Origin of the sequence: Pseudomonas sp. CFSAN084952, from assembly GCF_009648855.1 — a bacterium.
GTDB lineage: Bacteria > Pseudomonadota > Gammaproteobacteria > Pseudomonadales > Pseudomonadaceae > Aquipseudomonas > Aquipseudomonas paracarnis.
Genome location: NZ_CP045767.1, coordinates 3,966,005 through 3,979,648 on the forward strand (window position 1 = coordinate 3,966,005; position 13,644 = coordinate 3,979,648).

The 13,644-nt window shown below is 61.2% G+C and carries 10 protein-coding genes; 2 read left to right on the forward strand and 8 right to left on the reverse strand.

Annotated elements, in window-relative coordinates:
- Nucleotides 1-38: 38 nt before the first annotated feature.
- Genes GH769_RS17990 through rluC form a run of 3 tightly spaced genes read right to left on the reverse strand, consistent with a single transcriptional unit; the run spans nucleotide 39 to nucleotide 2,652 of the window.
- Entirely contained in the window at nucleotides 39-1,022 is a 984-nt protein-coding gene (locus GH769_RS17990; protein ID WP_014719566.1) for a S49 family peptidase, read from the reverse strand.
- A 21-nt stretch (nucleotides 1,023-1,043) separates the two neighbouring features.
- Nucleotides 1,044-1,706, reverse strand: coding sequence for an HAD-IA family hydrolase (locus GH769_RS17995; RefSeq protein WP_014719567.1), 663 nt, complete (start codon nucleotides 1,704-1,706; stop codon nucleotides 1,044-1,046).
- Nucleotides 1,693-2,652 carry a 23S rRNA pseudouridine(955/2504/2580) synthase RluC gene (rluC, locus tag GH769_RS18000; RefSeq protein ID WP_014719568.1) on the reverse strand — a complete coding sequence of 320 codons (960 nt, stop codon included), beginning with the start codon at nucleotides 2,650-2,652 and terminating at the stop codon, nucleotides 1,693-1,695. Before rluC ends, GH769_RS17995 begins: the two co-directional genes overlap by 14 nt.
- Nucleotides 2,653-3,418: 766 nt before the next feature.
- Between rluC and rne the strand changes: the two genes are divergently transcribed.
- On the forward strand, nucleotides 3,419-6,568 hold the full coding sequence (rne, locus tag GH769_RS18005) for a ribonuclease E (protein ID WP_050587203.1): 3,150 nt from the start codon (nucleotides 3,419-3,421) through the stop codon (nucleotides 6,566-6,568).
- Nucleotides 6,569-7,125: 557 nt separating this feature from the next.
- Here the strand turns inward: rne and GH769_RS18010 are convergent.
- From GH769_RS18010 to GH769_RS18020, 3 genes are all read right to left on the reverse strand, one after another.
- The gene (locus tag GH769_RS18010; protein WP_020301724.1) at nucleotides 7,126-7,710 is read right to left on the reverse strand and encodes an NTP transferase domain-containing protein; all 585 of its coding nucleotides are present in this window, start codon (nucleotides 7,708-7,710) and stop codon (nucleotides 7,126-7,128) included.
- Nucleotides 7,707-8,693, reverse strand: coding sequence for an XdhC family protein (locus tag GH769_RS18015; protein ID WP_014719571.1), 987 nt, complete (start codon nucleotides 8,691-8,693; stop codon nucleotides 7,707-7,709). The genes GH769_RS18010 and GH769_RS18015 overlap by 4 nt, the downstream gene beginning before the upstream one ends.
- Nucleotides 8,694-8,826: 133 nt before the next feature.
- A complete protein-coding gene (locus tag GH769_RS18020) occupies nucleotides 8,827-10,158 on the reverse strand; it encodes a dicarboxylate/amino acid:cation symporter (protein ID WP_003189258.1) in 1,332 nt (443 codons plus the stop codon).
- Between the two features lie 338 nt (nucleotides 10,159-10,496).
- Here GH769_RS18020 and GH769_RS18025 point away from each other — a divergent pair, with 338 nt between their 5' ends.
- Nucleotides 10,497-11,495 carry an AraC family transcriptional regulator gene (locus GH769_RS18025; RefSeq protein ID WP_014719572.1) on the forward strand — a complete coding sequence of 333 codons (999 nt, stop codon included), beginning with the start codon at nucleotides 10,497-10,499 and terminating at the stop codon, nucleotides 11,493-11,495.
- A 128-nt stretch (nucleotides 11,496-11,623) separates the two neighbouring features.
- On the opposite strand, the gene GH769_RS18030 is transcribed toward GH769_RS18025, so the two are convergent.
- Both GH769_RS18030 and GH769_RS18035 read right to left on the reverse strand, forming a co-directional pair.
- On the reverse strand, nucleotides 11,624-12,970 hold the full coding sequence (locus GH769_RS18030; protein ID WP_019817208.1) for an ATP-binding protein: 1,347 nt from the start codon (nucleotides 12,968-12,970) through the stop codon (nucleotides 11,624-11,626).
- Nucleotides 12,967-13,644, reverse strand: coding sequence for a response regulator (locus GH769_RS18035; protein ID WP_003193559.1), 678 nt, complete (start codon nucleotides 13,642-13,644; stop codon nucleotides 12,967-12,969). The genes GH769_RS18030 and GH769_RS18035 overlap by 4 nt, the downstream gene beginning before the upstream one ends.

Below are 13,644 nucleotides of genomic sequence, written 5' to 3' on the forward strand. Positions count from 1 at the left end.
GCCCGCTCCCACAGTTGATCTACACCTAGCTTGGAATTTCAGCGCAGGGACGGCCCCTGGAAGCCCATGTACAGCGCCAATTTCTCCGCCACACTGGCACCGAGTTTCTTGGAGAAGCGATCAAACGGCGATTCCTCGACCGTAAAATCCACCAACTCCTTCTCGCCAATCACATCCCGCGCCACCGAGCTGGCACTGCCCAAGCCGTCAATCAGGCCCAGCGGCAATGCCTGCTCGCCCGACCAGACCAGGCCGGAGAACAGTTCCGGATGCTCTTTATCTTTCAAACGATCCCCACGCCCCTGCTTGACGCTGGCAATGAACTGACGATGGGTAGTGTCGAGCACGCCTTGCCAGAACGCGGTTTCATCCGCCTTCTGCGGCTGGAAAGGATCGAGGAACGACTTATGCTCGCCCGAGGTGTAGGTGCGACGCTCCACCCCCAGCTTCTCCATGGCACCCACAAAACCGTAACCGGCCGCTGTGACACCAATAGAGCCCACCAGGCTGGCCTTGTCGGCATAGATCTGGTCTGCGGCGCTGGCAATGTAATAGGCACCCGAGGCACCCAGGTCGGAGATCACGGCATAGAGCTTGGTATCCGGATGCAAGGTGCGCAGACGACGAATTTCGTCATACACATAACCCGACTGCACCGGGCTACCGCCTGGGCTATTGATGCGCAGGACCACGCCTTTGACCTTGGGGTCCTCAAACGCCGCGCGCAGGCTGGTGACGATATTGTCGGCACTGGCGGGCTCCTTGTCGGCAATCACGCCGCGCACCTCGATCAAGGCAGTGTAATGACTGCCACGGGCGGCGCTCTTTTCCATGTCCATCAGCGGACTGAACAGCGCCAGCATCCCAAGCAGGTATACAAAGGTCAGCAGCTTGAAGAAAATCCCCCAGCGCCGCGAACGTCGCTGCTCCTGGACGCTGGCCAGGAGGGTCTTCTCCAAAAGCTTCCAGCTTTTATCATCACTGCTCTGTGCCTTTTCAGGCGCCTTCCACTCGTCACTCATGCCATTAACCCCAGCAAAGACTTACAGGGCCCGGCTGAGCCAGGCCTGCAGTTCAGAAAAATGATCAATCGTCAGCCTCGGCTCGTATTGCTGCAACGCCTCGGCAGACTGGGCGCCATAGCTGACAGCGACGCTGTCCATGCCCGCGTTGCGTGCCATCATCAGGTCGAAAGACGCATCACCCACCATCAATGCCTCGCGTGGCGTTACGCCACAGTGCGCAAGGATCTGCTCCAGCATCAAGGGATGAGGCTTGCTGGCGGTTTCATCCGCAGCGCGGGTGATATCAAAGTAATCCTCCCAGCCATGGGCCTTGAGTACACGGTCCAGGCCGCGACGAGCCTTGCCGGTGGCGACCGCCAGGTGATAACCCTGGGCACGAAACGCTTCCAGCGATTGCACCACGCCTTCAAACAGCGGCGAAGGCGTAGCTTCCAGCGCAATGTAGTGGTCGGCATAGTGCTCGCGAAACGCCACCAGCTCGGCGTCGCTGATGTCGGGGTACAGGGTGCGAATGGCTTCAGGCAAACCCAGGCCGATAATGCCCTTCACCGCCAGGTCCGTGCACAATTCAAAGCCCGAGCGGGTCGACGCCATGTGCATGGACTCGACGATGCGGCCAATGGAATTGGCCAGCGTCCCGTCCCAATCGAAGATCAGCAGCTTGTAGTCAAGGTGCGACACTCAAACGCTCCACGGTCTTGGCCCACATCTCATCGACCGGCGCCTGCAACTTCAGCTCGCCGCCATCGGGCAGCGGCACGGTGAGCATGTAGGCGTGCAGGAACAGGCGCTTGCCGCCCAGATCGCGAATTTCCTTGGAGAAATCCTCGTCGCCGTACTTGGTGTCACCCGCAATGCAGTGGCCCGCATGCAGGGTGTGCACACGAATCTGGTGAGTGCGACCAGTGACCGGCTTGGCCTCGACCATGGTGGCGAAGTCACCGAAGCGACGCAGCACCTTGAACAGGGTCAGGGCCTCTTTGCCCTCCTCGTCCACTTCGACCATGCGCTCGCCGGAGCGCAGGTTGCTCTTCTGCAACGGCGCACGCACGCTTTTGATCGAGCTGGCCCAGTTGCCGCGCACCAGCGCCATGTAGCGCTTATCCACGCCATCGCCACGCAGGGCGGTGTGCAAGTGGCGCAACATGCTGCGTTTCTTGGCGATCATCAACAGGCCAGACGTGTCGCGGTCCAGGCGATGAACCAACTCCAGCTCCTTGCAATCGGGGCGCAACTGACGAAAGGCTTCGATCACGCCGAAGTTCAAGCCACTGCCGCCGTGAACCGCAATGCCACAGGGCTTGTTGATCACGATCAGCTTGTTGTCTTCGAACACGATCGACGCTTCCAGGCGCTGCAACAAGCCTTGGGCCAGCGGCACCGGCTCGTCGCGCTCAGGCACGCGCACCGGCGGCACCCGGACGATATCGCCCGCCTGCAGCTTGTACTCAGGCTTGATGCGCCCCTTGTTCACGCGCACTTCGCCTTTACGCAAGATGCGGTAAATCAAGGTCTTGGGCACGCCTTTGAGCCTGGCCAGGAGAAAATTGTCGATGCGTTGGCCGGCATATTCCGGCGAGACCTCAAGCAGCTGGACGCTGGGGGTCGGGGGGGTGGTAGTCGTCATGGCGGCGATGATAACAATTTTTTATGGAATTGAAGCACTTAATCATTACTGCTATAGTCGCGAACGCCGCCAAAAGCGGCCTGGACAGAGGACATGCGGCAAACTGCCGGCCCTGACCATCGCAATTCATCAGGACGCGAGGCCGTCCTACGGGGCTTTCGCCACCCAGGAAGGCTCAAGATTGTAACAAGCGCAGGTGACATGAGGCCTGAAGCGAGTGCAGAAAGCAGAGTGAATACTCGCCTTTTGCGCCGATATTTACGGCCAGTTCACAAAGTGCAGTCAGTTTTGAGCCAGACCATGGCGAATGCTTCGGAAACAACGCCTGTTAAGAGCTGAGTGAGAGCGCAACCGCCCACACCTAGTCTTGTTTAGCCATGAGCGTGGACTCCCCATTGGAGAACACGGTAAATGCCAACCCGCTGCGGATTCTGCGCGCGGCAGCACCCGAATTATCAGGGATACGTGTAGGGTGGAGATGCACAACCGTCGGACTGTGTAGCACTAGGCTTGTTTTAGACGCTTCATCTCGTCCACAGTCGCCGGTTGATTCCTCCTCCTGACCTTAGCTTTTGTTGAAGTGGTGCCTTTGTCACCACCGCTAACGAGCAGGACGCGTCCGTCGCGATACCGGCCCAATTGGCCGATTTTGCTGGACACTGGAGTGGCCAACCACTCTTGACGCACCTGACACCGACCGTGAGAAGTCGTGTGTGCCGAACGCCGTTTCCGGCAGCCCGGAAACCGACGGTACAACATGAAAAGAATGCTGATTAACGCAACTCAACCCGAAGAGTTGCGTGTTGCACTGGTAGATGGCCAACGCCTCTACGACCTGGACATCGAATCCGGTGCACGCGAGCAGAAAAAGGCCAACATCTATAAAGGTCGTATCACTCGCATCGAACCAAGCCTTGAGGCTGCCTTTGTCGATTTCGGCTCCGAGCGCCACGGCTTCCTGCCCCTCAAAGAAATCTCCCGCGAATACTTCAAGAAAGCCCCTGAAGGCCGCGTGAACATCAAGGACGTCCTGAGCGAAGGCCAGGAAGTCATCGTCCAGGTCGAAAAAGAAGAACGTGGCAACAAGGGCGCAGCCCTGACCACCTTCATCAGCCTCGCCGGTCGTTACCTGGTGCTGATGCCGAACAACCCACGTGCCGGCGGTATTTCCCGTCGCATCGAAGGCGAAGAGCGTAACGAACTGCGTGAAGCGCTGAACGGCCTGATCGCACCGGCCGACATGGGCCTGATCGTGCGCACTGCCGGCCTTGGCCGCAGCAGCGAAGAAATGCAGTGGGACCTCGACTACCTGCTGCAACTGTGGACCGCTATCAAAGAAGCGTCCCTGGATCGTTCCGCGCCGTTCCTGATCTACCAGGAAAGCAACGTGATCATCCGCGCCATCCGCGACTACCTGCGCCAGGACATCGGCGAAGTGCTGATCGACAGCGTTGAAGCCCAGGACGAAGCCCTGACCTTCATCCGCCAGGTGATGCCGCAGTACGCCAGCAAGATCAAGCTGTACGAAGACAGCGTGCCGCTGTTCAACCGTTTCCAGATCGAAAGCCAGATCGAGACCGCCTTCCAGCGCGTGGTCGAACTGCCTTCCGGCGGCTCCATCGTGATCGACCCGACCGAAGCCCTGGTGTCCATCGACATCAACTCGGCACGTGCGACCAAAGGCAGCGACATCGAAGAAACCGCCCTGCAGACCAACCTGGAAGCGGCTGAAGAAATCGCCCGCCAGCTGCGCCTGCGTGACATCGGCGGCCTGATCGTGATCGACTTCATCGACATGACCCCTGCCAAGAACCAGCGCGCCGTGGAAGAGAAAGTCCGCGAGTGCCTGGAAGCTGACCGCGCTCGCGTGCAAGTCGGCCGCATCTCGCGCTTCGGCCTGCTGGAAATGTCCCGTCAGCGCCTGCGTCCATCCCTGGGCGAGAGCAGCGGCATCGTCTGCCCGCGTTGCAACGGCACCGGCATCATCCGTGACGTTGAATCGCTGTCCCTGGCGATCCTGCGCCTGATCGAAGAAGAAGCCCTGAAAGACCGTACCGCCGAAGTTCGCGCCCAAGTGCCGATTCCGGTTGCCGCCTTCCTGCTCAATGAAAAACGCAACTCGATCACCAAGATCGAACTGCGCACCCGTGCCCGTATCGTCATCCTGCCGAACGATCACCTCGAAACGCCGCACTTCGAAGTCCAGCGCCTGCGTGACGACAGCCCGGAAGCCCATAGCGGGCAGTCCAGCTATGAAATCGCCGCGGCTGCCGCCGAAGTCGAAGAAGTCCAGCCAGCCGCTGCGACCCGCACCCTGGTTCGCCAGGAAGCCGCGGTGAAGACTGCACCGGCCCGTGCCAACGCACCGGTACCGACCGAAGCTGCCGCCCCGGTTGCCGCGCCGGCCGCCCTGCCTGAGCCAAGCCTGTTCAAGGGCCTGGTGAAGTCGCTGGTCAGCCTGTTCGCCACCAAGGAAGAGCCTGCTGCCCCGGTTGTGGTTGAAAAACCTGCCACCGAGCGCCCGGCGCGCAACGAAGAACGTCGCAACGGTCGCCAGCAGAGCCGTAACCGCAACGGCCGCCGTGACGAAGAGCGCAAGCCTCGCGAAGAACGTGCCCCGCGTGAAGAACGCGCACCACGTGAAGAGCGTGCGCCTCGCGAAGCCCGTGAAGACACCCCGACCGTCGCCCGTGAAGAACGTGCACCGCGTGAAGAGCGCGCCCCACGTACCCCACGCGCTCCACGTGAAGACCGCAAGCCACGTGGCGAGCGTGAAGAACGCGTGCGTGAACTGCGCGAGCCTCTGGACGCGGCACCTGCCGCTGCCGCAGCCGTTAGCACCGAAGAGCGCCCGGCCCGCCAGCCGCGTGAAGAACGCGCGCCACGCGAAGAGCGCCAACCGCGCCCGCCACGTGAAGAGCGTCAACCACGCGCCGAGCAAGCCGCTGCTGCCACCGAAGAAGAAGTACTGACCGGCGAAGAGCAGTTGCAGGAAGACGGCCAGGACAACGCCGAAGGCGATCGTCCACGCCGCCGCTCCCGCGGCCAGCGTCGTCGCAGCAACCGTCGTGAGCGTCAGCGTGATGCCAACGGCAACGTAATCGAAGGTTCGGAAGAAACCGGCGAGAACGCAGAAGCTGCCAACAACGCGCCAACAGGCGCCGAACTGGCTGCCGGCTTGGCCGTTACCGCTGCCGTTGCCAGTTCGGTCATCAGCGCCCCTGCTGAAGCCCAGGCTCACGAGCAAGCCGAACGTGCTACCGCTGCCGTCGAAGACACTGTTGCCGTAGAAGCGCCAGCTGCCGAAACCCCAGCGGTTGAAGCGCCGGTTGTTGAAGCGCCAGTCGTTGAAGCCACGACCCCTGTCGAAGCCCCAGTGGTTCCGGAAGTGGAAGTTGCCCCGGTTCGCGACGCACAGCCAGAAACTGAAGCGGTTGCCGTTGAACCGGCTCCAGTGGTTGAGCCTCAGCCAGTAGTCGAAGCGGCTGTAGAAGCTCCGGCGGTCGAAGAAGCTGCCCCGGCTGTGCGTGAAGTTCGCGAAGAACAGACCGCCTTCCAGTGGACTGCCGAACCGGCTGCACCGGTTGAAGCGCCAACGCCTGCCCCAGTGGTAGAAGAAGCACCGGCACCGGTTGCTGAAGTCGTCGCCGAGCCAGCCCCAGTGGTTGAGCCGACGCCGGTTGTGGAGCCTGCGGCCGTGGTTGAAGTTGAAGCCCCGGTGATTGCCGAAGTGGCCGCCCCTGTGGTTGAAGCTGCGCCTGCAAGCGCCCTCACCGAAAACGGCCGTGCGCCGAATGACCCACGTGAAGTGCGTCGCCGCCGCAAGGAAGCCGAAGCTGCTGCTGCCGCTGCCGCTGCCCAGGCGGTAGAGCACAAGGCCCAGGAAGCAGAGCACGAGCCTAAACCCCTCGTCTGATTCCATAAGCCACTAAAAAGCCCCGCCTGAGTGATCAGGCGGGGCTTTTTCATGGCTGATTATCTCGACCTGGAATGCGATCACTGTGGGAGCTGGCTTGCCTGCGATAGCGTCGATTCAGCCAGCGTGGCGGTGACTGACACACCGCTATCGCAGCATAGGTATCTACACAACTTTGTGGGCTGTAACGGCAGACGGTAACCACGATGCGAAGCGAGTCGCTCTTGAACTGCTTTTGATCTTAGGCGCCCCGTCAAACCACGCTGGCCGGAATTCGACAGGGATTTGGGGGGTAAACCGGCAGGGATGCCGGTTTAGCCGCCGTCAGGGCGGAACCCTAAGTGGCCGTTACCGCAGGAATGGATATGTACACAATCCAACTGTGTTGACTGTCAGGCCGCTATCGCAGGCAAGCCAGCTCCCACATTGGACGGTGGTGCGTCAGGTAGATATGCGCCGGCTATCAGGCCGTTACGGGAGCAAGCTCCCTCGCCACAGGTCCAACGTCGGCTCTAAGTAGATACCTATGGCTATCGCAGGCAAGCCAGCTGCCACACTTAACCTGCAGTAAAACTCAACCGTTGCGGCACATCCACATCCCAAAGCACACCAGGATCATCTACCTGCACCTCTCGCACCTGAGTTTGTGCAAACAACGGCCTGGCCCCACGATCCCCACTCAGAGCCATCAGCGCCGGCCCAAACCTGTGATGGAAAGCCACCGGGTGCCCGTACTGCCCGGCAGATACCGGCACAGTGACGCCCTCCACGCTGGCGATCACCCGTTCGATACTCGATGACTGAATAAACGGCATATCCCCCAACACCACCAGCCACCCATCCGCTGCACCGCTGGCCTTGACCGCCGCCGCAATGCTGTCGCCCATACCGCTCGAATCCAGCAGTACAACCTGACAGCCATAAGCCTCTGCCAGGCGGATAACCTCCCCGCGCTCCGGCGACGTCACCAGCCAGCGCGTTACAACACGCTCAGGCAAGTTGCGCAGCACCTGCTCGATGACCGGCCGACGAACGCCATCCAGCCCCACACACGCGGCGAGCAATTTGTCTTGATCAGCTCCAGCTTCGGCACGAAAACGACTGCCCTGCCCCGCCGCCAGCACAATCGCCGTCACCGTCACTCGGCCACCACTGCCATCGGTTTTTTCTGCATCGGTGCCACACCGTTCTTGATCGCAACAATTTCCGCCATCAGCGACAGCGCAATTTCCGCCGGCGTATGGCTGCCGATGTGCAGGCCGATCGGCCCGTGCAAGCGCGCAATGGCCTCCGCCGACAGGCCTAGCGCGGCCAGGTTCTCCCGACGCTTCTGGGTATTGACCCGCGAACCCAGGGCGCCAATATAGAACGCCGTGGAGTTCAGCGCCGTCAGCAACGCCATGTCATCCAGACGTGGATCGTGGGTCAGGCAAACAATAGCCGTGCGTTCATCGGTATGAATATTCAACACCGCTTCGTCGGGCATGCCCGGCACAAAGCGGCCATGCTGGTCTTCCCAGCCGTAAACGAACTCTTCGCGGGGGTCGCAGATCAGCACTTCGAAATCCAGCAGACGTGCCATTTCCGCTACGTAGCGCGACAGCTGCCCGGCACCGATCAACAGCAGGCGCCAGCGCGGGCCATAGATGGCGCGCAAGCGTTCGCCGTCGAAGCTCACCACGTCGGTCTTGCTGGCGGCGCTCAAGATCACTTCGCCGGTGGCCAGGTTCAGCTCGCGAGCGACAATCTGGTGATCTTCACAACGCGCCAGCAGCGCTTGGACCCAACCCCACTCCTCCACGCGCTCCTCGGTGAGCCTCAGGGTGCCGCCGCAGGGCAGGCCAAAACGCGCCGCCTCGTCGCGAGTGACGCCGTAGGTCACCAACTGCACGGGCGGGCCGTCAGCAGGCAAGCGGCCGTCTTGCAGGCGCGCGATCAAGTCATCCTCGATGCAACCGCCCGACACCGAGCCAATCACCACACCATCACCGCGCAGGGCCAGCATTGCGCCTGGCGGGCGCGGCGCGCTGCCCCAGGTTTGCACCACGCTGTACAACATCACGCGCTGCCCGGCGCGGCGCCATTGCAGCACGCTGCGCAGGACGTTCAGATCCACACTGTCCATCAGGCCTCCGGTAAGTACTGTCGCGCTCACTGTAAACCAAAAATATCCGTTGCATCCCCCCAGAAATGCAAACGCCCCGAACCAGTCGGGGCGTTTGCGGATAGCGTTGGCGTCAGTTCACGCCAGCAGCCACTTACTTGACGACAGGCGCCGGGCCTTCTGCCACGCCCAGGTCATCGAGCTCGCGGGTTTCGGAAATACCGGTACCTCCAGACGCCAGTTCGCTTTGCAGCTTGTCGGTGTCCAGTTCCTTGACCCACTTGGCCACAACGATGGTGGCAACTGCGTTACCCACCAGGTTGGTCAGGGCACGGGCTTCGGACATGAAGCGGTCGATACCCAGGATCAGCGCCAGGCCGGCAACCGGCAAGTGGCCGACAGCCGACAGGGTGGCGGCCAGTACGATGAAGCCCGAACCGGTCACGCCAGCCGCGCCTTTGGACGACAGCAGCAACACCAGCAGCAGAGTGATCTGGTGGGTGATGTCCATGTGGGTGTCGGTCGCCTGGGCGATGAACACGGCCGCCATGGTCAGGTAGATCGAAGTACCGTCGAGGTTGAAGGAGTAACCGGTTGGAATCACCAGGCCGACCACGGACTTCTTCGCGCCCAGGCGTTCCATCTTGATCAGCATACGCGGCAGTGCGGATTCCGACGACGAGGTGCCCAGTACGATCAGCAGTTCTTCACGGATGTAGCGGATCAGCTTCAACACGCTGAAACCGTGAGCGCGGCAGATAGCGCCCAGCACCAGCACCACGAACAGGATGCAGGTGATGTAGAAGCAGATCATCAACTGGCCCAACTGCACCAGGGAACCGACACCGTAGGCGCCGATGGTGAATGCCATGGCACCCAGGGCACCGATTGGCGCGAGCTTCATGATCATGTTGATGATGTTGAACATCACATGGGCGAAGCGATCGATGAAGTCCAGCACGGGCTTGCCGTAGGCACCCAGGCGATGCAGGGCGAAACCGAAAATCACCGAGAACATCAGCACTTGCAGGATGTCGCCGTTGGCGAAGGCGCCGACGATGGTGTTCGGGATGACGTTGAGGATAAAGCCGACGATGCTCTGGTCTTTACCAGCGGTGACGTAGGCCGCCACTTTGGAAGCATCCAGGGTCGCGACGTCGATGTGCATGCCGGCGCCCGGCTGCACCACGTTGACCACGACAAGGCCAATCAGCAGGGCGATGGTGGAAACAATTTCGAAGTACAGCAGCGCGTAGCCGCCGGTCTTGCCCACCGACTTCATGCTTTGCATGCCGGCGATGCCGCTGACCACGGTACAGAAAATGATCGGGGCGATGACCATTTTGATCAGCTTGATAAAGCCGTCACCCAGTGGCTTGAGGGCCACGCCGGTCTGCGGGTAGAAGTGGCCGAGCAAGATACCGATAACGATTGCAACGATCACCTGGAAATACAGGGATTTGTAGATTGGCTGACGAGTCGTCATTGCAAAGTTCCTCAATCGTCCCGTGTGGCAAATATCCGCCATTGCCCACGGCACTTGAATTGCGAACCCTCCTGCACTGGAGGGATTTGTTGTTTGCGAAGCCTGTAGGAGCAAGCCTGCGCTGTAATCCTTATCGCAAACAGCGTGCCACTTTGCTTAAACGCGCTGAAGGCCTTTAGACATCAGGGCTTGGGGTTCACGGGCGACTCCGGAGAATGCAACAGGGTGGCGGATTTCCGCCCACTCATCCTGTCTCGTCCTACAATTTGGCGGATATCCGCCTTGTCGCCCCGCCGGGCGATGGCTACCATCCGCCCCTCCATGGATGAGGCCCTTGCATGCGTGAACGTACCATCGCCAGCCATTACGCCCGAGCGGCCCTCGGCGGTGCGCGCCGGGCCGGTTTTGACTACTCGGGGGTGTTGCAGCAGGTGGGCATCACCCCGGAACTGCTGACCGAACCCCGCGCACGCATCGCTCCAGAGCAATTTACCCGCTTGCTGCAAATGCTCTGGCTGGGGTTGGATGACGAATACCTGGGGTTTGCAGAAGGGCCGAGCAAACGTGGCACTTTCGCCATGATGTGCCATGCGCTGATTCATTGCCGCACGCTGGAGAAGGCGCTGGAGCGCGGCTTATTGTTTTATAGCCTGTTCCCCCAAGGCCCACGCTGGCAACTGACCAAAGAAGGCGACATGGCGCGTCTGAGCCTGGACGACTCACAGCTATGGGACCCGGACCACTTCCTCAGTGAATGCCTGCTGGTGATCTGGCATCGCCTGGGCAGTTGGTTGATCGGCCAGCGTATCCGGCTGCAGCAGGCCACCTTCAGTTACCCGATGCCGGCCCATGCCGGTGAATACGACCTGCTGTTCCCCTGCCCCCAGGTGTTCGGCGCGCCGACCAGCAGCCTGGTGTTTCCCAGCCGCTACCTGAGCCTGCCGCTGTTGCAGGACGAACGCACCCTCAAGCACTTCTTGCAGCGCTCCCCTGCCGACTTGCTGTCGCGGCCGGATGAAGGCGACAGCCTGAGCAGCCAGTTGCGTCGCTTGCTGAGCCGCGACCGCACGCCCTGGCCAGACCTGGAAGCCGTTGCCCAGCACCTGCACATCAGCCCACAGACCCTGCGCCGCCACCTGCGCGAAGAAGGCACGAGTTTTCAGGCATTGAAGGATGAGCTACGCCGGGATATCGCCATTTACCACCTGGGGCGGGCGGATTTGTCTTTGCAGGAGATCGCCGAGCAGTTGGGGTTTTCCGAACCGTCGGCGTTTCATCGGGCGTTCAAGAAGTGGACGGGGCTGACGCCGGGGGCCTACAGAGCGCAGGAGAGTTAGAGGCGTATTGGCTGGGAAGGCCTCATCGCAGGCAAGCCAGCTCCCACACTTGAATGTATTCACACATCAAAATTTGTAAACCCGATCAACTGTGGGAGCTGGCTTGCCTGCGATGAGGCCAGTGCAGATCACAAGGCAGGAAAGTGAATCCTGAACGCCGCCCCACCCAGCGCTGAATCCCCCAACGTCAACCGCGCGTGATAGCTTTCGATGATGTCCTTGACCACCGCCAGCCCGATCCCCTGCCCCGGGTGCTGACGGTCGAGCCGTTCGCCGCGCTGCAGGATCCGTGCACGCTGGTCCGGTGGTACGCCGGGGCCGTCGTCTTCGATACACAGCTCAATGCCATCGAGGTTTTCCACCAGGCTGATACGCACTTGCTTGAGGCACAGGCGGTAGGCGTTTTCCAGCAGGTTGCCGAGCATTTCGAGCAACGCGCCCTTTTCGATGGGTACCTCGCAGGCCTGCGGCAAATCAAAGGTCACGGTGACCCGCTTGTCGCGATAAACCTTTTCCAATGTATCGCACAGGCTTTGCACCACCGGTTCCAGGCGGACCTGGTGGCGCACCAGGCCACTTTTACGCAGGCTGGCACGCTGCAACTGGTATCCGATCTGCTGGCTCATGCGTTCGATCTGCGATTGCAGCACCCACGCCTGGCTACGTTCTTCGGGGCGCTGGGCCATGTCTTCGCTCACGCCCTGCAACACCGCCAGTGGCGTTTTCAGGCTGTGAGCCAAGTCATCGAGGGAGTCGCGGTAGCGCGCACGCTGTTCGCGCTCGCTGTGCAGCAAGCGGTTCAGGGAGCCGGTCAGGCGCAGCAGTTCGCGGGGGTGTTCTTCGCTGAGGCTTTCGCGGGTACCGCCTTCGATCTGGTCGAGTTCATGGCTCAGGCGTCGCAGGGCTTGCAGGCCCCAGGTCAGGCCCAGCCACAACAGCGTCAACAACACCAGCAAGGCCGCGCCGAACCCGAGGTAGAGGTTCTCGCGCAGGCCTTCGAGGGTCAGTTGGTATTCGCGTACCGGCTGCAGGGCGACAATGCTGAACGCCGCGCTCTTGCCTCCCAGCAGCCGGACCTCGACGTCATACACGAAGAATTCCTGGCCATTGGCCTCGCGAATGCGCGCAAACTCGTTGCCGCGCCCGTCGTAGCGCGGTTTGTAGTTGATGTTTTCTTCCTGGGTCGCCCGCGAGCGCCATACCAGATGGCCTTCACGGTCGTAGATATAGCCCAACAGCCGACTGTCGGTGAGGTTGAAACGCTCATCGGGCAACTGCGCCGGCATCAGCAGGCGGTTATTGTCGACCCGCGCCGCGGAAATCAGGGTGGTCACATCCGACGCCAGGCGCTGTTCGATGGAATCCTGCAGCGCCAGGCTGAACGCGCCTTGCATGGCCGGCAACAAGCCGAGCATAAACAGCACGGCCAGGGTGGCGGCCGCCAGCATCAGGCGCACACGTAGCGAACGAATCAACGGCAGCGCTCATTGAACAGGTAGCCCAGGCCACGCACGGTATCGATTGGCTTGAACCCGGCCGGGCCTTCCAGCTTGCGGCGCAGGCGGCCGACCAGCACTTCGATCACGTTTGGATCGCGCTCGTCGTCATCCGGGTACAGTTGCTCCATCAAACGGTCTTTGGCGACCACTTGCTGATGATGACGCATCAAGTATTCGAGGATCCGATACTCGTAGGCGGTCAGCGCCAGGGGTTGCTCGTCCAGGGAGGCTTGCTTGCGGTTGAGGTCTAGCAGCAGCGGCCCGGCAACGATAGTCGACTGGGTAAAACCGCTGGAGCGACGCAGCAAGGCGTTCATGCGCGCCTCCAGCTCTTCGAACTGGAACGGCTTGACCACGTAGTCGTCGGCCCCGGCCGCCAAGCCTTCAACCTTGTCCTGCCAGTTGCCGCGGGCGGTGAGGATCAGGATCGGGAAGGTCTTGGTCTGGGTGCGCAACTGGCGAATCAGGTCCAGGCCGCCCATGCCGGGCAGGCCAAGGTCGATGATCGCCAGGTCATGGTTGAATTGGCCGGTCTGGTACAGGGCTTCTTCGGCATTGGCCACGGCTTCGACCACATGCCCGCTGTCGGTCAGGCGGGTAAACAGGTGATGACGCAGCAGCGCCTCATCTTCCACCACCAGCAATTTCAT